At 59.9% G+C, this 18,956-nt stretch carries 22 protein-coding genes; 8 read left to right on the forward strand and 14 right to left on the reverse strand.

Annotated elements, in window-relative coordinates:
• Positions 1-24: 24 nt before the first annotated feature.
• From KGA82_RS13525 to KGA82_RS13535, 3 genes are read right to left on the reverse strand one after another with little or no spacing between them, the layout of a single operon-like run.
• On the reverse strand, positions 25-927 hold the full coding sequence (locus KGA82_RS13525) for an acyltransferase (protein WP_223450707.1): 903 nt from the start codon (positions 925-927) through the stop codon (positions 25-27).
• Positions 928-3,027, reverse strand: coding sequence for a phosphate acetyltransferase (gene pta / locus KGA82_RS13530; protein ID WP_008026952.1), 2,100 nt, complete (start codon positions 3,025-3,027; stop codon positions 928-930).
• 60 nt (positions 3,028-3,087) lie between these two features.
• A complete protein-coding gene (locus tag KGA82_RS13535) occupies positions 3,088-3,426 on the reverse strand; it encodes a DUF3565 domain-containing protein (protein ID WP_192227739.1) in 339 nt (112 codons plus the stop codon).
• Between KGA82_RS13535 and KGA82_RS13540 the strand changes: the two genes are divergently transcribed.
• From KGA82_RS13540 to KGA82_RS13550, 3 genes are all read left to right on the forward strand, one after another.
• Positions 3,395-3,880 (forward strand): peptidylprolyl isomerase, encoded by a 486-nt coding sequence (locus KGA82_RS13540; RefSeq protein WP_008026954.1) that lies wholly within the window; start codon positions 3,395-3,397, stop codon positions 3,878-3,880. The two genes, KGA82_RS13535 and KGA82_RS13540, sit on opposite strands and share 32 nt — an antisense overlap.
• Before the next feature lie 122 nt (positions 3,881-4,002).
• Positions 4,003-4,485 (forward strand): glutathione peroxidase, encoded by a 483-nt coding sequence (locus KGA82_RS13545; protein WP_008037360.1) that lies wholly within the window; start codon positions 4,003-4,005, stop codon positions 4,483-4,485.
• 220 nt (positions 4,486-4,705) lie between these two features.
• Positions 4,706-5,809 (forward strand): NADH:flavin oxidoreductase, encoded by a 1,104-nt coding sequence (locus KGA82_RS13550; RefSeq protein WP_207285270.1) that lies wholly within the window; start codon positions 4,706-4,708, stop codon positions 5,807-5,809.
• A gap of 114 nt (positions 5,810-5,923) precedes the next feature.
• On the opposite strand, the gene KGA82_RS13555 is transcribed toward KGA82_RS13550, so the two are convergent.
• Positions 5,924-7,123, reverse strand: a complete 1,200-nt coding sequence (locus KGA82_RS13555) for a glycosyltransferase family 4 protein (RefSeq protein ID WP_223450708.1) — start codon at positions 7,121-7,123, stop codon at positions 5,924-5,926.
• Positions 7,124-7,163: 40 nt separating this feature from the next.
• The gene (cysZ, locus tag KGA82_RS13560; RefSeq protein WP_223450710.1) at positions 7,164-7,916 is read right to left on the reverse strand and encodes a sulfate transporter CysZ; all 753 of its coding nucleotides are present in this window, start codon (positions 7,914-7,916) and stop codon (positions 7,164-7,166) included.
• 315 nt (positions 7,917-8,231) lie between these two features.
• On the opposite strand from cysZ, the gene trxB reads away from it, so the two are divergent.
• The gene (gene trxB / locus KGA82_RS13565; RefSeq protein WP_008026963.1) at positions 8,232-9,194 is read left to right on the forward strand and encodes a thioredoxin-disulfide reductase; all 963 of its coding nucleotides are present in this window, start codon (positions 8,232-8,234) and stop codon (positions 9,192-9,194) included.
• Positions 9,195-9,347: 153 nt separating this feature from the next.
• Here the strand turns inward: trxB and KGA82_RS13570 are convergent, their stop codons facing one another.
• From KGA82_RS13570 to KGA82_RS13600, 7 genes are all read right to left on the reverse strand, one after another.
• Entirely contained in the window at positions 9,348-10,598 is a 1,251-nt protein-coding gene (locus tag KGA82_RS13570) for an aspartate aminotransferase family protein (protein ID WP_207285267.1), read from the reverse strand.
• 253 nt (positions 10,599-10,851) lie between these two features.
• The gene (locus tag KGA82_RS13575) at positions 10,852-11,190 is read right to left on the reverse strand and encodes a HopJ type III effector protein (RefSeq protein ID WP_008037347.1); all 339 of its coding nucleotides are present in this window, start codon (positions 11,188-11,190) and stop codon (positions 10,852-10,854) included.
• Positions 11,183-11,479, reverse strand: a complete 297-nt coding sequence (locus KGA82_RS13580; RefSeq protein ID WP_008026968.1) for a DUF1244 domain-containing protein — start codon at positions 11,477-11,479, stop codon at positions 11,183-11,185. The genes KGA82_RS13575 and KGA82_RS13580 overlap by 8 nt, the downstream gene beginning before the upstream one ends.
• Before the next feature lie 68 nt (positions 11,480-11,547).
• Positions 11,548-11,919: a dihydroneopterin triphosphate 2'-epimerase gene (gene folX, locus KGA82_RS13585; protein WP_008026970.1), complete on the reverse strand. Its 372-nt coding sequence runs from the start codon at positions 11,917-11,919 to the stop codon at positions 11,548-11,550.
• Positions 11,920-11,921: 2 nt separating this feature from the next.
• Positions 11,922-12,497 carry a GTP cyclohydrolase I FolE gene (gene folE, locus KGA82_RS13590; protein ID WP_223450712.1) on the reverse strand — a complete coding sequence of 192 codons (576 nt, stop codon included), beginning with the start codon at positions 12,495-12,497 and terminating at the stop codon, positions 11,922-11,924.
• Positions 12,498-12,518: 21 nt separating this feature from the next.
• Entirely contained in the window at positions 12,519-13,229 is a 711-nt protein-coding gene (gene folM, locus KGA82_RS13595; protein WP_008037344.1) for a dihydromonapterin reductase, read from the reverse strand.
• 173 nt (positions 13,230-13,402) lie between these two features.
• Positions 13,403-13,972, reverse strand: a complete 570-nt coding sequence (locus tag KGA82_RS13600; protein ID WP_223450714.1) for an antibiotic biosynthesis monooxygenase — start codon at positions 13,970-13,972, stop codon at positions 13,403-13,405.
• A gap of 211 nt (positions 13,973-14,183) precedes the next feature.
• On the opposite strand from KGA82_RS13600, the gene KGA82_RS13605 reads away from it, so the two are divergent.
• On the forward strand, positions 14,184-15,143 hold the full coding sequence (locus tag KGA82_RS13605; protein WP_223450716.1) for a MerR family transcriptional regulator: 960 nt from the start codon (positions 14,184-14,186) through the stop codon (positions 15,141-15,143).
• A gap of 1 nt (position 15,144) precedes the next feature.
• On the opposite strand, the gene KGA82_RS13610 is transcribed toward KGA82_RS13605, so the two are convergent.
• Positions 15,145-15,750 (reverse strand): hypothetical protein, encoded by a 606-nt coding sequence (locus KGA82_RS13610; protein ID WP_008037336.1) that lies wholly within the window; start codon positions 15,748-15,750, stop codon positions 15,145-15,147.
• A 54-nt stretch (positions 15,751-15,804) separates the two neighbouring features.
• Positions 15,805-16,281 carry a PAS domain-containing protein gene (locus tag KGA82_RS13615; protein WP_008037334.1) on the reverse strand — a complete coding sequence of 159 codons (477 nt, stop codon included), beginning with the start codon at positions 16,279-16,281 and terminating at the stop codon, positions 15,805-15,807.
• Between the two features lie 143 nt (positions 16,282-16,424).
• Here KGA82_RS13615 and KGA82_RS13620 point away from each other — a divergent pair, with 143 nt between their 5' ends.
• From KGA82_RS13620 to KGA82_RS13630, 3 genes are all read left to right on the forward strand, one after another.
• Positions 16,425-16,880, forward strand: coding sequence for a flavodoxin (locus KGA82_RS13620; protein ID WP_008026983.1), 456 nt, complete (start codon positions 16,425-16,427; stop codon positions 16,878-16,880).
• A gap of 223 nt (positions 16,881-17,103) precedes the next feature.
• The gene (locus KGA82_RS13625) at positions 17,104-17,886 is read left to right on the forward strand and encodes a class II aldolase/adducin family protein (protein WP_207285263.1); all 783 of its coding nucleotides are present in this window, start codon (positions 17,104-17,106) and stop codon (positions 17,884-17,886) included.
• A complete protein-coding gene (locus KGA82_RS13630) occupies positions 17,886-18,788 on the forward strand; it encodes an alpha/beta fold hydrolase (protein WP_008037329.1) in 903 nt (300 codons plus the stop codon). The genes KGA82_RS13625 and KGA82_RS13630 overlap by 1 nt, the downstream gene beginning before the upstream one ends.
• The last annotated feature ends 168 nt before the right edge of the window (positions 18,789-18,956 follow it).

Here is an 18,956-nt window from a genome sequence, read left to right on the forward strand (position 1 = left end):
GAAGGGGCCGGAACAGGCACCTGATTACTGGGCGGGATACTCGCGATGCATCTGCGTCAGCAGCGCGTCCTTGTCTAACCAAAGCTGATTGATCCACCCCTGAAACTGCAACCGATACTCCCCATCCTGGTCGTAGTTCTTGCCAATAAACTGCGGCGGAATCTTCAACTCCTGAAAGTGCACCACCACGTCCGCAACGTTCCCGCATAACAGATCCCAATACCCCGGACGCCCGCCCGGATAGTGAATCGTCACGTTGACGATCGACTCCAGCTGCTCACCCATGGCGTCCAGCACAAACGCAATGCCACCGGCCTTGGGTTTGAGCAGGTACTTGAACGGGGATTTCTGCTGCGCATGCTTGCCTTCGGTGAAGCGCGTGCCTTCGACGAAATTGAAAATCCCCACCGGGTTATCACGAAACTTCGCACAGGTCTTGCGCGTGGTTTCCAGGTCTTTGCCTTTCTTCTCCGGGTGCTTTTCCAGGTAAGCCTTGGAATAGCGCTTCATGAACGGAAAGCCCAGCGTCCACCAGGCCAGGCCAATCACCGGCACCCAGATCAGCTCTTGCTTGAGAAAGAATTTCAGCGGCTGGATACGACGGTTGAGCACGTACTGCAACACCATGATGTCGACCCAGCTCTGGTGGTTGCTGGTGATCAGGTACGAGTGCTGATAGTCCAGCCCTTCAAGGCCGCTGAGGTGCCAGCGGGTGCGGCGGACCAGGTTCATCCAGGCCTTGTTGTTGCTGATCCAGGCTTCATGGGTATGGTTCATCAGCCAGCGTGTGAAACGCTGGGTGAGGGCGAACGGCAACACCTTGAAAATCGCTACGCAGAACAGAAACGAGCAGAGCAGAATCGTATTCAGTGCCAGCAACAACGATGCAATCACGCCGCGTGCGGCGGCAGGCAGGAAATCCAGCATTTAAACATCCAGAGGTCGGTTGGCAGCTTGAATCGCGGTCAACGCGATGGTGTACACGATGTCGTCGACTTGCGCGCCACGCGGCAGGTCGTTCACCGGTTTGCGCAGGCCTTGCAGCATCGGGCCGAGGCTGACGCAGTCGGCGCTGCGCTGCACGGCTTTGTGCGTGGTGTTGCCGGTATTCAGGTCGGGGAACACGAACACCGTGGCGCGGCCGGCGACCTGACTGTTCGGCGCCAGTTGCCGGGCAACGGTTTCGTTGGCGGCGGCGTCGTACTGCAACGGGCCGTCGATCAGCAGCGAATGTTGTTGTTCGTGGGCGAGCAACGTCGCCTCGCGGACCTTCTCGACCTCTTCGCCGCTGGCCGATTCACCGCTGGAGTAGCTGATCATCGCCACGCGCGGCGTAATGCCGAACGCTGCTGCCGAGTCCGCACTTTGCAGGGCGATCTCGGCCAGTTCCGTGGCGCTCGGGTGCGGGTTCATCACGCAGTCGCCGTAGACCAGCACCTCTTCGGGAAACAGCATGAAGAACACCGACGACACCAGGGTGCAGCCCGGCGCGGTCTTGATCAACTGCAAGGCCGGGCGGATGGTGTTGGCGGTGGAGTGAATGACACCGGACACCAGGCCGTCGACTTCATCCAGCGCCAGCATCATGGTGCCGATCACCACGGTGTCTTCCAGTTGCTGCTCGGCCATCGGCGCGTTGAGGCTTTTGGTCTTGCGCAACGCAACCATCGGCTCGACGTAACGTTCGCGAATCAGGTCCGGGTCGAGAATCTCCAGGCCTGGCGGCAGTTCGATATCGTGGGCACGCGCCACGGCTTCGACGTCCGCCGGTTTCGCCAGCAACACGCAACGGGCAATGCCGCGCGCCTGGCAGATTGCCGCGGCTTGCACGGTCAGCGGCTCACTGCCCTCGGGCAGCACGATGCGCTTGTTGGCGGCCTGGGCGCGCTGGATCAATTGATAACGGAACACCGCAGGCGACAGGCGCATTTCCCGTGGCGTGCCGCAACGCTGGTGCAGCCAGTTGGCGTCGAGGTGGCTGGCGACGAAGTCGGTGATGATCTCCGCACGCTCGCGGTCGTCGATCGGGATTTCCTTGTTCAAACCGTTCAGCTGGTTCGCGGTGTCGTAGGAGCCGGTGCTCACCGACAACACCGGCAAACCGGCCTGCAAGGCGCCACGACACAGGTCCATGATGCGCGGGTCGGGCAGGGTGTCGCTGGTCAGCAGCAGGCCGGCCAGCGGCACGCCGTTCATGGCGGCGAGGCTGACGGCGAGGATGATGTCGTCGCGATCGCCGGGCGTCACCACCAGCACGCCGGGCTTGAGCAGCTCCACGGTGTTGCGCATGGTGCGCGCACAAATGATGATTTTGGTCATGCGCCGGGTTTCGTAGTCGCCGGCATTGAGGATTTGCGCGCCCATCAGATCGGCCACGTCGCGGGTGCGCGGCGCGTTCAGTTCCGGCTGGTACGGGATGCAACCGAGCAAGCGGAAATCACCGCTGCGCAGCAACGGCGAATGCTCCTTGAGGCGCGAGGCGAAGGCCTCCATGCTCTCGTCGGTCTTGACCTTGTTGAGGATCACGCCGAGGACTTTCGGGTCTTTCGGCCCGCCGAACAATTGCGCCTGCAACTCCACGCGACCGGAGAGCTCGGTCAGCACTTCGTTTTCCGGTGCCGAAACCAGAATCACGTCGGCATCCAGACTCTTGGCCAAATGCAGATTGACCCGCGCGGCGTAACTGGCGCTGCGGGTCGGGACCATGCCTTCGACGATCAGGACGTCCTTGCCGATGGCCGCTTGCTGATAGAGCGTGATGATTTCTTCGAGCAACTCATCGAGCTGGCCGTCGCCGAGCATGCGCTCGACGTGCGCCAGGCCCAGCGGTTGCGGCGGTTTCAAACCGTGGGTTCGCGCCACCAGTTCGGTGGAGCGCTCCGGCCCGGTATCACCAGGATGCGGTTGGGCAATCGGTTTGAAAAAGCCGACCTTGAGGCCGGCCCGCTCGAGGGTGCGCACCAGCCCGAGGCTGATGGAGGTCAGACCCACACCAAAATCGGTGGGCGCGATAAAAAAAGTTTGCATGCGGATTCTCTAAGGGAGCATGACAAAGGTGATCATCTATAGCTGACGATCTACCGAAATTCAGTCGCCAAGGTTATCGCTAACCGAGCCTTGTGCGCACCAACCGCATTCAAAGGGCTGACCTATTTTTTCATGACGCAGCAGTGGGTCCATGACCCAGGCGCGCGATTGCCACGGTGGCTGGTGGCGCAGGTGCTGCGTGTGGCCACAGGACAGCTCGGCCACCCAATGCCCGTCCTCGTCCTGATGGAAACCTGTGACCGTCGAGCCTGGCGCCGCATTCCGTCTGTCCGGGTTGTGTTCGCTTTCGGACGATTGCTTCGCTAAACTTGGCCTTTCTAAATTCTTATGCAAAAGGTCTCGCCCCATGCTGATCGCCGCCAATAAGGCTGTCTCCATCGACTATACCCTGACCAACGACGCTGGTGAGGTCATCGACAGCTCCGCCGGCGGCGCGCCGCTGGTCTACCTGCAAGGCGCAGGCAACATCATTCCGGGCCTGGAAAAGGCTCTGGAAGGCAAAGCAGTCGGCGACGAGCTGACCGTGGCCGTTGAACCTGAAGACGCTTACGGCGAATACGCTGCCGAACTGGTCAGCACGCTGAGCCGCAGCATGTTCGAAGGCGTCGACGAGCTGGAAGTGGGCATGCAGTTCCACGCTTCCGCACCAGACGGCCAAATGCAGATCGTGACCATTCGCGATCTGGACGGCGACGATGTCACCGTCGACGGCAACCACCCGTTGGCCGGTCAGCGCCTGAACTTCCAGGTCAAGATCATCGCCATCCGTGACGCCAGCCAGGAAGAAATCGCTCATGGTCACGTCCATGGCGAAGGTGGCCATCACCACTGATTTTCTGCGCTAAGCTCAGAGAACTGGAGAGGCGCCCGAGGGCGCCTTTTTAGTCCGCGGCTGTCCTTGGTGGCCTCACCAAGAGGCTGTTTCGAGAAGAACACGGGAATCTGGAGTACGTCATGAGTGCTTTTCACGACCTTAATTTGACAGGCCTGGATGGTCAGGAGCTACCTCTGGCGCCCTTCAAGGGGCATGTCGTGCTGGTGGTCAACGTCGCCTCCAAATGTGGCTTGACCCCACAATACGCGGCGCTGGAAAACCTTTACCAGCAATACAAAGGTAAAGGCTTCAGCGTGCTGGGCTTGCCGTGCAACCAGTTTGCCGGACAGGAACCGGGTACCGAGAAAGAGATCCAGGAGTTCTGCAGCCTCAACTATGGCGTGACCTTTCCGTTGTCCAGCAAGCTGGAAGTCAACGGTCATGAGCGTCATCAGTTGTACCGCCTGCTGGCGGGCGAGGGGGCTGAATTCCCGGGTGATATCACCTGGAACTTCGAAAAATTCCTGCTCGGCAAGGACGGTCGCGTACTGGCACGGTTCTCACCGCGTACGGCGCCGGATGATCCCACTGTCATTCAGGCAATCGAAAAAGCCCTGAGCTGATTCCCCCTGTAGGAGCGAGGCTTGCCCGCGAAGGCGTCAGGTCAGTCAGTAATGATGTCGACTGACCGACCGCCTTCGCGGGCAAGTCGGAGCGCCGCCCGCTCGCTCCTACGATGCTTTCCACCTTTTATTCCTTAATCACCAAAATCAATAGTGCTATTCAAGGCGTTCCCAACTCCATATTATCCTCGTCATAAAGTCATTTTCCGTGGAGCGTCCCATGCCTGTCAAAGCCCTGTTCAAACCGTTCCACCTCGGCACCCTCGAACTGCCGACCCGTGTCGTCATGGCGCCGATGACCCGCTCGTTTTCGCCGGGTGGCGTACCCAATTCCAAAGTGATCGAGTACTACCGTCGTCGCGCCGCTGCAGGCGTGGGCTTGATCATCACCGAAGGCACCACCGTCGGCCACAAGGCCTCCAACGGCTACCCGAACGTGCCGCATTTCTACGGTGAAGCCGCGCTGGCCGGCTGGAAGAAAGTCGTCGATGCGGTGCATGCCGAAGGCGGCAAGATCGTTCCGCAGCTTTGGCATGTCGGCAGCGTGCGTCGCATCGGCACCGAGCCTGACGCCAGCGTGCCGGGTTACGGTCCGTCGGAAAAACTGAAGGATGGTCAGGTCGTGGTTCACGGCATGACTAAACAGGATATCCAGGACGTGATCGCCGCGTTCGCTCAAGCTGCCAAAGACGCGCAAAGCATCGGCATGGACGGCGTGGAAATCCACGGCGCCCATGGCTACCTGGTGGACCAGTTCTTCTGGGAAGGCACCAATCAGCGCACCGATGAATACGGTGGCGACCTGGCGAACCGTTCGCGTTTCGCCATCGAACTGATTCAGGCGGTGCGTGCGGCAGTCGGTGAAGGCTTCCCGATCATCTTCCGTTTCTCTCAGTGGAAGCAGCAGGATTACACCGCGCGTCTGGTGCAAACACCGGAAGCGCTGGGCGAGTTCCTCAAGCCGTTGTCCGACGCTGGCGTGGACATTTTCCACTGCTCGACGCGCCGTTTCTGGGAGCCGGAGTTCGACGGTTCCGAGCTGAACCTGGCAGGCTGGACGCGCAAACTGACCGGCAAGCCGACCATCACCGTGGGCAGCGTCGGCCTGGATGGCGAGTTCCTGCAATTCATGGTCAACACCGACAAGATCGCGCAGCCGGCCAGTCTGGAAAAACTGCTGGAGCGTTTGAACAACGACGAGTTCGATCTGGTGGCAGTGGGGCGTGCGCTGCTGGTGGACCCGGACTGGGCGCAGAAAGTGCGTGACGGTCGTGAGGGAGACATCCTGCCGTTCAGCCGTGAGGCGTTGATGACGCTGGTTTAAGCGGCGACTGGAAAGGCCTCTTCGCGGGCAAGCCTCGCTCCTACAGGGTATGTGCCGGAACGCAAGTCCCTGTAGGAGCGAGCGGTGCGGCGACCCGGCTTGCCCGCGAAGCCTTTAAGGCAACAAAGCCACATCAGGCAAAACCTGTTCCTGCGAACAAGCCCCCCGCAACTGCCCCTCGAACTGCTCGATAATCGCTGCCCAACCCTGCCGACTCGCATGCTGGCGCGCATTGAGCCTTACGCATCGCAAGGTTTCGCGCTTCTCAAGCAGCCACACCGCGGCATCGCTGAACGCCTCCTCATCCCCCGGCATCGCCAGCACGCCGTTGTAGCCATGGCGAATATGCTGCGCCGCCGCAGCCTGATCGTAGGCCACCACGCCTAACCCTGACGCGAGTGCCTCAAGCACCACATTGCCGAAGGTTTCGGTCATGCTCGGAAACAAAAACACATCCCCTGACGCATAGTGGCTGGCCAGGGTCTCGCCGCGCTGAGTGCCACAGAAAATCGCTTCGGGCAGTTCCTGTTCCAGAGCCACTCGTTGCGGACCGTCACCGACGATGATCAGCTTTAGGATTCGCTGTGGATAAGTCGCTTTCAGCGTGTCGAAACAGCGCTTGAGCAAACCAAGGTTCTTCTCCGGTGCCAGGCGTCCTACGTGGATGACTGCGATGTCCTTCTCGCCAAGGCCCCATTGCTCACGCAACGATTGCAGCCGTTTGGTCGGGTGGAACAACTGACTGTCGACCCCACGGGACAGCAATGCCAGCCGCTCGAAATGCCGGCGCTCCAACTCCAGTCGCTGGCTGACACTCGGCACCAGCGTCAGGGTCGAGCGATTGTGAAACCAGCGCAGGTAGTGGGTCAGCAGGCGCGTGAGCAATCCGAGCCCGTACTGATTGGAGTACTGCTGGAAGTTGGTGTGAAAACCGCTGACCACCGAAATCCCCAAGCGCCGTGCTGCACGCAACGCGGACAGGCCCAGCGGTCCTTCCGTGGCGATGTACAGCACGTCCGGGCGCTGGCGCTTCCAGCGTCGTAGCAGCTTGTGCATCGACGACTGACCCCATTGCAAGCCCGGATACCCCGGCAGCGGCCAGCCCCGGCACAGCAGTAATTCATCGTCGCTGCCCAGCTGCTGATCGCAACCCTGGCGTGGCCGCACCAGTTCCACCTGATGCCCGCGCGCGCGCAAACCGTCGCACAAGCGGCCAAGGGTATTGGCCACGCCGTTGATTTCGGGAGGGAAGGTTTCGGTGATCAGGGTGATATGCAGAGCTGTCGTCATGACCTCAGTGTCGGCTGAGGCCATGTCGTCGTTGTGGCGTTTTGATGATGGATTTGTGACCGGCTTAGCGTTGCGTCACCAGATTCTCCGCACCGCGCTCTCGCACCCAGAACAATGTCGCCCCGGCTACTGCCGCCGGCATCATCAGAATATTGACCACCGGAATCAGCAGCACCAGGTAAACACTCCCGCCGAAACTCATGCTCTGCCAGCGCTTCTCACGCAACCACGCGAGCATCTCTTTCCAGCCCAACTTGTGGTTGTCCGCCGGGTAGTCGATGTACTGGATCGCCATCATCCATACGCCGAACAGTAGCCACAGCGGTGCGGCGATGATGTTCACCACCGGGATGAACGAGAGGATGAAAAGCCCGATCGCCCGCGGCAGGAAGTAGCCGAGTTTGCGCATTTCCCGGGCGAGGGTGCGCGGGATCATGGCGATCAGTTCACCCCAGCTGAAAGCCGGGAAGTCGTCGGTGCCGCGCACCACCACTTCGACTTTCTCCGCGAGAAAACCGTTGAACGGCGCAGCGATGACGTTGGCGAGCATGGTGAAGGTGAAGAACACCATCAACACCACCAGCACCACGAAAATCGGCCAGAGGATGTAGCTGAGAAAACTCAGCCAGTCGGGCAGGGACGGCATCAGCGTATCGACCCACAGACTGAATTGATGGCCGGCCAGATAGATCAATCCGACGAACAGCACCAGATTGATTGCCAGCGGCAGCAACACGAATAAACGCAGGCTGGGGCTGAGGACCAGCTTGAGGCCTTCGCGCAGGTATTGCGGGCCGGACAGAACAGGGGCGGGCATATCGAGCTCCGAGCAGAAGGGAAACGCGCCGACCTTACCGGCTTTGCCTTACGGGCGAAAGCGCGGTCGCAGCATCGACATCAACAGTAACAAAGGCGTCTATATATTGGCCGTGACGGGATAGAGACCGCCTATGAGCTGGATTGTTAAACCGTATTTCCTTAATCTTCGCCCCCTCGATACGCTGCACCCAATCTTTTTACAGGACTGTCGAGTTCAAGCCTTCCCCAAGTGCTTTCAACGGTCCTTTTTTATTCCCGCCGGCAATCCGGCGTTCCGCGCCAGGTATTCCGGGCCGGTCAACAGGAGCAGGTCATGTCTGAAGTCCGTCATTCGCGAGTGATTATTCTCGGTTCCGGCCCTGCCGGTTACAGCGCCGCGGTGTATGCCGCCCGTGCCAACCTCAAGCCACTGCTGATCACCGGCATGCAAGCCGGCGGTCAACTGACCACCACCACCGAAGTCGACAACTGGCCGGGCGATGTCCACGGTCTGACCGGCCCGGCGTTGATGGAGCGGATGCGTGAGCACGCCGAGCGCTTTGAAACCGAGATCGTTTTCGATCACATCAATGCCGTGGACTTCGCCGCCAAGCCTTACACCCTGACCGGCGACAGCGCGACTTACACCTGCGACGCCCTGATCATCGCCACCGGCGCCAGCGCTCGTTACCTGGGCCTGCCATCGGAAGAAGCGTTCATGGGCAAAGGCGTTTCGGCCTGCGCGACCTGCGACGGTTTCTTCTACCGCAACAAGCCAGTGGCCGTGGTCGGTGGCGGTAACACCGCTGTCGAAGAAGCCCTGTACCTGGCCAACATCGCCAGCACCGTGACCCTGATCCACCGTCGCGAAACCTTCCGCGCCGAGAAGATCCTGATCGACAAGCTCAATGCTCGTGTTGCCGAAGGCAAGATCATCCTGAAGTTGAACTCGAACCTGGACGAAGTCCTGGGCGACAACATGGGCGTGACCGGTGCTCGCCTGAAGAACAACGACGGCAGCTTCGACGAGCTGAAAGTCGACGGCGTGTTCATCGCCATCGGCCACACCCCGAACACCTCGCTGTTCGAAGGCCAGCTGACGTTGAAAGACGGTTACCTGGTGGTGCACGGCGGCCGTGAAGGCAATGCGACCGCGACCAACGTTGAAGGCATCTTTGCTGCCGGTGACGTGGCTGACCACGTTTACCGTCAAGCGATCACCTCGGCCGGTGCTGGTTGCATGGCGGCACTGGACACCGAGCGTTACCTCGACGGTCTGCAGAACGCTTCGTTCTGATTCCGTTGAACTGAAAAAACCGGCTTCGGCCGGTTTTTTTGTGCCGCTCATTTTGCTTGTCCTGTAGGAGCCGGCTTGCTGGCGATGCAGGCGGCGCGGTGCTCCTGTCATACCGAGTCGACTGGATCGCCAGCAAGCCGGCTCCTACAGGGATCAGGTCAGCTTTTTCAGGCACGCCTCCAGGATGTCGAGGCCTTCTTCCAGCACCGCCGCCTCCGTGGTCAACGGCGCCAGCAGCCGGATGATGTGCCGCGACTTGCCGCTAGGCATCAGCAGCAACCCCGCTTCACGGGCCAGGGCCAACAGTTGTGTCAGCTGCGCCGGGGCGGGTGTGCCGTCGGCGTTGGCCAGTTCGATGCCGCGCATGGCGCCGACACCGGTCAGGCGTCCGAGATAAGGGGAAACCTTGTTGGCTCGCCAGGCTTCGTAGCGGCTGACGATCGCTTCCTCCTGCTGCGAACCCCAGGCGTGCAGGTTGGCGTCGGTCATTTCATCCAGCGTCGCCAACGCAGCGGCGCAGGCGATCGGATTGCCCGAGTAAGTGCCGCCCAGACCGCCCTTGGGCAAGGTGTCGAGCAGCGACTTGCGCCCGACCACCGCCCCCAGCGGCACGCCGCCGGCAATGCTTTTGGCCAGCAGGATCAGGTCCGGCTCGATGCCCAGTCGCGAGAACGCAAACCGCTGGCCGGTGCGGCCGAAGCCGGACTGAATTTCATCGGCGATCAGCAGGATGTTCTTTTCATCACAGAACTTGCGCAAGGCCTGAGCGAACTCGACATCCATCGCCAGGAAACCGGCCTCACCCTGCACAGGCTCGACGATAAAACACGCCACGTCGTCGACATCGATCTCGACGCTGAACAGCCGATCCATCGCCTTCAACGCTTCGGCGCAGGTCACGCCGTTGTCCTTGCTCGGGTAGGGCAAGTGGAACACCGGACCGGGCAACACGCCGACCTTCTGTTTGTAGGGGGCGACTTTGCCATTGAGGTTGAGAGTGGCGAGGGTGCGCCCGTGGAAGGCGCCGTCGAAAGCGATGACGGCCGTGCGACCGGTCGCGCCCCGGACGATCTTCAGGGCGTTTTCCGCTGCTTCCGCGCCGCTGTTGGTGAGCATGCCGCTGACCGGGTAATCCACCGGGATGAACGCGGCCAGACGCTCCATGAGTTCGAGGTAAGGCACGTGCGGGGCGGCGTTGAACGCGTAATGCGTCAACCGGGTGGCTTGTTCGCGAATGGCCTCGACGATGCGCGGGTGGCAATGGCCGAGGTTCAACACGCCGATGCCGCCGACAAAGTCGATGTAGCGTTTGCCCTCGGTGTCCCAGACCTCGGCATTTTTGCCGTGGCTGAGCGTGACAGGGTGCACGATGTTGATCGACCGGCTGATGGTTTCGCTGCTCATGGATGACCGACTCTGAAGAAGGGATGCTTCTTTTTATCTAAGCCGTGAGCAGTGGTGCCCGGCAAACGAAATAAAGTTGCCGGGTCAATCTTAAAAGTCGGGATGTGGTTTGAGCGTTGTGCAAAATCAGCCAGGCAACACGAAACCCTGTAGGAGCCGGCTTGCCGGCGATGGGGCCCTTAAGTCTTGCATCGACATTGAGGACGCCATCGCCAGCAAGCCGGCTCCTACAGTGGGAGGTGTTGCTCAGAAATCAGCGGCGGGTCAGGGGTTGCTGGGTGAACTTCACACCGGCCAATCCATGGGCAATCAACGCGCGGATGTTGCCGTGATCGCTGCCTTCTGGGGTGGCTACGACGGAGCGGTAATGCTCGCCGAATGCCAACAGTGCTTCTTCATCGCTCAACCCTTCCAGCAGCGCCAGGCCCAGGGTCTTGCACGAACCTTCGTTTTGCCCGGCGGCGTTCTCCACGCCGCCGTTGTTGAACGCCTGTGGCTGGTAGTCATAACCGGCGGCGATGAAGGCCAGGGTGTCAGCAAAAACGTGTTCGCCGCTCTTGAGGCTGGCGCGCAGGGTGTTCAAATCACTCATTGGGTTTTCCTTTGGCGAACGCCGCTTGTTGCTCGGCGCTGGCTTCTTGCTGATATTGGGCTTTCCACTCGGCGTACGGCATGCCGTAGACGACTTCACGGGCGTCGTCGAGGCTGACCTCGATCTGACGTTCGTCAGCCGCGGCCTTGTACCATTTGGACAGGCAGTTGCGGCAGAAACCCGAGAGGTTCATCAGGTCGATGTTCTGCACATCCTTGCGGCTGTCCAGGTGCGCGACCAGCCGGCGGAAGGCGGCGGCTTCAAGTTCGAGGCGTTGTTGGTCAGTCATGATGGGCTCTGTGCTGTTCAGTCGTGCGCGAGATAATAAAAGTCTGGCGAGCAATGCGCCAGACGCGGTCAGCGGCTCGCGGCCAGGGTGATCGACACTGACTCGGCGAAACGCAGGGCGTGGGGCTTGTCGACTTCGACTTCGGCGTACAGCACCGACTCATTGGCCATGACCAGATCGAGAATTTCCTGGGTCAGGCGTTCGAGCAGGGCAAAGCGATTGCCTTCCACGTGAGCGATGATCGCTTTGGTGATGGTCCGGTAATTCAGCGCGTGATCGATGTCGTTGTCACGCACCGCTTCCTGGGCTGCATACAGGATCGTCAGGTTGATCAGCACGTCCTGCTTGTTGAGGATTTCATCCTCGTTGATCCCGATGAACGTCCGCAGGCACAGGTCCTTGACCCGGATGCGTGCCATTCCTGGTTGAAGTTGTGGCATTGCTACTTGCTCCGTCCAATCAATTGCAGGAACTCCTGGCGGGTGTTGCTCGACTCGCGGAAGGCGCCGAGCATCACCGAGGTGTTCATGGTCGAATTCTGTTTCTCGACGCCGCGCATCATCATGCACATGTGCTGTGCCTCGATGACCACCGCAACACCGGCGGCACCGGTCACTTGTTGCACCGCGTCGGCGATTTGCCGGGTGAGGTTTTCCTGGATTTGCAGGCGACGGGCAAACATGTCCACCAGCCGCGCAATCTTCGACAGGCCCAGCACTTTACCCGTGGGAATATAAGCCACATGCGCCTTGCCGATGAAGGGCAGCAGGTGATGTTCACAGAGTGAGTACAGCTCGATGTTGTCGACAATGATCATTTCATCGTTGTCGGAAGCGAACAACGCGCCGTTGACGATTTCTTCGACACATTGCTCGTAACCATGACACAGGTACTGCATGGCTTTGGCTGCGCGCGCCGGGGTATCGAGCAGGCCTTCGCGTTCGGGATTTTCGCCGAGGCCGATGAGGATCTCGCGGTAGTTCTGGGACAGGGCGTTCTGGGGCCGGGATAACGTCATGAAATATCCTCGCGGGGCAACTTACTTGAGGTGCCGCCCGCCGTTGACGGTCAGGGTCGTGCCGGTGACATAAGGGTTGTCGAGCAAATAACGCAGGCTTTGGTAGATCACGTCGCTACCGGGTTCGATACCCAATGCGGATTTGGCCAGAGCCTTGGCGCGGTACGCCGCGTCGTCGTCAGGGTTGAACAGTAGCAGGGCGGGTGCGATGCCGTTGACCTTGATGTCAGGCGCGTACTTCGCCGCGAAGGACAGGGTCAGGCTGTCGAGCCCGGCTTTGCTGGCGCAGTAGCCGATGTGCTTGCTGCTGCCCTTGCGCGTGACGTCATCGCTGATGTGCACGATGTCCGCCGGGGTCGAGCGTTGCAACAAGTCGGCACAGTGCAGGTTGATCAGGTAGGGCGCCAGCATGTGCACGCTGAACATGCGGGTAAACGCTGCGGCGTCGGTGTCCGGCGTTTCGGCCAGCCATTCGGATGCGTTGTGGATGATCGCCCGCAGGCAGTCGGTGTGGGTTTTCAGTTCGCTGATGAAGGCGAGAATCCCGCCCTCGCTGGAAAAGTCGGCGAGGATTGCCGTTGCCCCTAGATCACGCAATGCCTGTACGCCGGGGCGTTCAGTGCGATAGCTGAAGATCAGCGCATGGCCGTCTTCGAGCAATCGCTGCGCACAGTGCAGGCCGACACGCTGGCCGGCACCGGTGATGAGGATCGGGGCGGATGAAGAGGTCATGAACGGCTCGCGTCGCGGTAAGAGCAAAACTATACCAGCGACGAGCCGTGAGGTGGCTTTTGTAGGAGCGTGCGGCGCGGCGATCCGACTTGCCCGCGAAAGCGGTGTAACAGTTGACAAAATATGTTGAACGGTACATCGCTTTCGCGGGCAAGCCTCGCTCCTACAAGGGCTCAGTGATTTTGGGAGGACGGCTCGGCGGGCAACCGTCGTTGCGGTGTACTTTGCAGCCAACCCGCCAACAAACGGGTCGACAGCGGAATAAAGAAGTAGACCATCAACGGCGTCAGACACAGCGTGCTGATGAATACCCGAGGCAGCAGGCTCATTTCGCCGAGCAACGGCCCCAGTACGAAGTTGAACAACAACGACACCGGGAAGAACGCCAACCAGATTGCCACGGCCTGTTTCCAGCGCGGTGGACGTTGGCCGACAGCGCCGAACCAGCCTTCGATGCCGCTCACGCGATGTTCCGTCTTATGCGCAAACAAGTCGCTGCCGCGCGCGAGCCAGGCGGTACGCGAGGCCGAATGCTCCCAGGCGTGCATGGTCTGGGCGTTGGCGAAGCGGAAAATGATCTGGAATTCGTCATCGTCGGGCGGCGGGGCGAGCACGCCTGAGCCGAGATAACCCTGGAAATCGGTGGCCAGTTGTTCGCCTTCGCGCAACCAGGCCATCAGGTCCTGATAACGCCCATCGGCGACGCGGCGCGCAACCATCAGCGTGACGGGGGAGGTAGACATTATGTATCTCCGTATGACAATCGCGTTACTCCGGATAGGAGTTTCGCCAGGCGCAGCGCCGGGGTGATGGGCTGCGTCTCGGAACAAGCAAGGATTAGTCCGGATTCTACAGGTTATGGCAGCGACAATCGTCGTTCATTAATGTATTGAATGGTGATGGGGCAAGAGAGGTAGAATGGGATCCAATTTACACGCGGACGTTGACTGCCCTATGCCTGTCTTGACTGAAGATGTCGCTGGTTTGCAGCGTGCTCTTTCCATCGAAAAGGAAGAACTGTTTCCAATCCGTGAAGTATCACGGCTGACGGGCGTCAATCCGGTCACCTTGCGGGCGTGGGAGCGACGTTATGGTCTGATTCAGCCAATGCGCACCGAAAGCGGGCATCGCTTGTACGCAATGACCGATATCGAGCGGGTCCGCAGCATCCTGGGCTGGATCGAACGTGGCGTCGCCGTCAGCAAGGTCGGCAAGATACTGGCCAAGACTGCCCCGCTTCAAGCGTTGTCGCACATCATTCCCAACGAACTGGTGCAGGCTGACTACGCGCAGTGGCAGGAACAAGTCAAAGCGGCGGTGAGCGTGTTCGATGAGGTGCAACTGGAGCAGGTCTATGGGCAGATCTTTTCCAGTTACCCCCTGACCGTGGCGTTTCAGGACATTCTGATGCCACTCTGGAAGCAATTTCTGCAACGTCAGGAAGTGTTCGGCCAGGCCAGCGAGTGGCTATTCCTGGACGGTTTTTTGCGTTCACGGGTATTACAGCGGCTGCTGCTGGTGCGCGTCATGCAGCCACGGCGCGTGATTGTCTGTCCCCTGAACGATCAATGTCGCGAACTCGAACTGTTGGTCACGGCGCTGTTTTTGAGCAGTGTCGATTCGGCCATTCAATTGCTGGCGGTTGGTCAGCCCTTTGATGAACTGGCGCTGGTCTGCGAAAGGGTCAAGCCCCAGGCGTTGGTGCTGTTTTCCAATCACGCGCCGACCAGTGATTTGCCGCGACGTTTGAATCGTCTGGCGATGAGCCTGGATTGCCAGTTGATGCTGGCCGGTGACGCGTCGGAACTGGTGCAGGAGAGCCTGGACGGATCGTCCATCGGCTGCCTGGGTAACGAAGGAGTGGTGATGCGTCAGCGCCTGAAACAGTTCCTGGCAGGCAACCTGGATACCTGAATCACAGATGCAGGGTCGGGTGGGTCAGTCGATGCTGCTGAAGGATGTACTGGCGAAGGCGCTCGGTTTCATCCTTGTCGCTCTGACTCAACTGATAGGCAAAGAAGCCGTTCTCGGTTTCTCTCTCGAAGGTGCCGCGCAACGCGATACGTTCGTAGCCTGACGGGCTGAACCACAACGCGAAATGCTTGGGCGGTTTGGTCTTGTTGCGAACTTCCAGCAAAACCCCTTTGAACGACACTTCATGCACCCACATCGTGCCGGCATGGCCGGCGGCATTTTCCAGGGCGACCGGTTCTTCGAGGACCAGGCGCCATGGCCGGACCAGCGGTCCGTCTTCATAAATGCTGGGGACGCCGAGGCGTAAATGCAGCGCGTGAAATTCGTCTTCCACCAGGTGCAGCGGGAAGGTCATTTGCTGATTTTCGAAGTTGGCCTGGATCGTGACTTGCTCATGAGCAGCAAGGCGCGTGAGCAGGTCACGGATTTGCGAACCACCATTTACAAGCAGACTCGACGTCGCATCCCGCACATTGAGTTGCGGGTTGTGTTGCATGGTCTGGATAAAATCCAGCTCATCCTGGGTCAGGAGTGCGTCGCGCTGCATGATGGGCTCGAAAGGAAAAGTAACAAAGTCATCGGTGATTGTAGTTAATGACAATCAATTCTCGGTTTTGTTTGCGCCGTTCGTCGGTTTGAGCGCGGCGAGCTCGGCCTGAAGCTCTGCCACTTGCGCTTCAAGCTGCGCTACCCGCTGCTGCGCCTTGACCTGCACGGTGACGTCCTTTTGCACGCCGACAAAATACGTCTGACCGTCACTCGGGTTTTTCACCGTAGAAAGCGACAGCTCATTCCAGAAGGGCGTGCCGTCCTTGCGGTAGTTGCGCAGGATTTCCCGGCAGGAGCCGCCACTGCTCAACGCATTGCGAATCAAGGGCAGCGCTTCCTGGTCGCGGTCACCTGATTGCAGAAAGCGGCAATCCTGGTAGAGGATTTCTTCGCTGGTGTAACCGGTCAGTCGTTCGAACGCCGGGTTGACGTAAATCAGGATGTTGTCGTGCTCACCTTCTTTTTCGGCAATCACGATGCCGTCGTTGGACGCGTCAATCACCATTTGCAGCAGTTGTGCGTTGATCATCGGAGAATCCTTTCCAGATTGATTGAGCGCAGCATTCTAAAAGAACTCTAGCGGCCTTCAATGCTTAATGAGAGCTAATCGCAGCTTTTTTGCTGCGGCTGTTAATATCCCTCATCTTTTTACTCAGCTTCAGGATCAGATTGATGAAAGTCGCCATCTTTTCGGGCTCGGTGTACGGCACGGCTGAAGAAGTCGCTCGCCACGCTGCGAATATTTTGAAAACCGCGGGCTTCGAAACCTTTCACAACCCGCGCGCCAGCCTTGCCGATGTACAGGCGTTTGGCCCGCAAGCCTTCCTGGCAGTGACTTCGACCACGGGCATGGGCGAACTGCCGGACAACCTGCAACCGTTGTATTTCGCCATTCGCGATCAATTGCCGGCCGCCTGGCGTGGTTTGCCGGGCGCGGTGATCGGCCTGGGCGATGCGAGCTACGGCGATACGTTCTGTGGCGGCGGTGAGCTGATGCGCGAGCTGTTCGGCGAACTGGGCATCCGCGAAGTGCTGCCGATGCTGCGCCTGGATGCCAGCGAAAGCGTCACCCCGGAAACCGATGCCGAACCCTGGCTGGCGGAACTCGTCACCGCTCTGCGGGGCTGACTGGCCAATCGCGCAGCAAGGCGAGCCAGGATTGTGCCGCTTCGGGGTTGCGGAACCGGTTCGCTGCCCCCTTGTTGGCGGCGGTACTTTGACATGGATCCAAGCTGTCTGGCGCAGTGACTCGCTAGGTCATCAAGCTGGCTGCCAATGCAACTACATGAACCCCGGGGGCTGACTAGACTGCTAAACGTGAGCAAAACAATAAGAACAGGAGTTCCTTGTCGTGAGCGTAGCCCCCGTCCAATCGCCCCACAGTGTCAAAGACCAGGTCAGTGCCGCCGAGTGGCAGACCCGCGTCGATCTGGCCGCCTGTTATCGTCTGGTCGCCCTGCATGGCTGGGATGATCTGATCTTCACGCACATCTCCGCCAAGGTGCCAGGCACTGAAGATTTCCTGATCAACCCGTTCGGGTTGATGTTCCACGAAATTACCGCTTCGAGCCTGGTCAAGGTCGATCAGGCCGGCAACAAGCTGATGGACAGCCCTTACGAGATCAACCCGGCGGGTTACACCATCCACAGCGCCGTGCACGAAGTGCGGCACGATGTCGTCTGTGTATTGCACACGCACACGGCGGCAGGCGTTGCGGTGTCGGCGCAGAAGCAGGGCGTTTTGCCGATCAGCCAACAGTCGCTGTTTGTTCTGTCGAGCCTGGCGTATCACGCCTATGAAGGCGTTGCGCTGAACCACGAAGAGAAGGCGCGGCTGCAGGCCGACCTCGGTGAAAACAATTTCCTGATGCTGCACAACCATGGGTTGCTGACCTGCGGCGGCACCATCGCCGACACGTTCCTGATGATGTTCACCTTCCAGCGCGCCTGCGATATCCAGGTGCTGGCACAGAACGGTGGCGCGGAACTCATCGCCATCGAACCGCAGATTCTGGCGGGCGCCAAGGCAATGATCGCCGGCGTCACCAAAAGTGCACAAGGGATGGGCGGCGCACTGGCCTGGCCGGCGCTGCTGCGCAAACTCGATAAACAAGACGCGGGATATAAACTCTGATGCCTCTCGCCGAGATCCCCCTGTGTGTCTGGCGCAAGCGCAGCCAGACGTTCGACTTTCGTGATCAGACGGTGCGTTACTGGACGGCGGGGCAGGGTGAGCCGCTGTTGCTCATCCATGGCTTCCCGACCGCCAGTTGGGACTGGCACTACCTGTGGCAGCCGCTGGCCCAGCGTTATCGGGTGATTGCCTGCGACATGCTCGGTTTCGGCGATTCAGCCAAACCGGTGGATCATGAATACAGCCTCTTGGAGCAGGCCGATCTGCAACAGGCGTTGCTGGAACATTTGAACGTCGAGCAACCGGTGCACGTGCTCGCCCACGATTATGGCGACAGCGTGGCTCAGGAACTGTTGGCCCGGCATTACGAGGCGCGCATTCACCTCGCCAGTTGCGTGTTCCTCAATGGGGGGTTGTTTCCTGAAACCCATCGTCCGGTACTGATGCAAAAACTGTTGCTCAGCCCGGTGGGCTGGATGATCGGCCGCGCGTTTTCCCGTGATGCGCTGGTGAAGAGTTTCCGCCAGATTTTCGGACCGCAGAGCCGTCCGACCGAGAGTGAGATGGATGATTTCTGGAGCCTGATCGACAGCAATCACGGGCCACGGATCATGCACAAGCTGATTGCCTACATCCCCGAGCGCAGGGTTCAGCGCGAGCGTTGGGTGAGTGCCATGCAGCGCGGCGAAGTGCCGTTGCGGGTGATCGATGGCGAGGTCGATCCGATCTCCGGCGGGCATATGGTCGAACGCTATCGGGAGCTGATCCCGAACCCGGACACGGTCCTGCTGCCCGGCATCGGCCATTACCCGCAAACCGAAGCACCGGCTCAGGTGCTCAAGCATTATCTGGCGTTTCGCGACCGGCTGATTTCAACGCCGCTGAAAGTGGCCTGTTCGTAGGCATCACCGCAACCTTGTAGGAGCCGGCTTGCCGGCGATGGCGTCCTCGAGGCTTGTGGTGTCTGTCAGATTGCCATCGCCAGCAAGCCGGCTCCTACAGGTTTTGTGGTGTTTGGTGAGGTGGTGTTCACCCCAATCCTTGCCGGCGATGGTGTCCTCGAGGCTTGT

The organism is Pseudomonas sp. BF-RE-22, assembly GCF_019956155.1.
Lineage (GTDB): Bacteria > Pseudomonadota > Gammaproteobacteria > Pseudomonadales > Pseudomonadaceae > Aquipseudomonas > Aquipseudomonas migulae.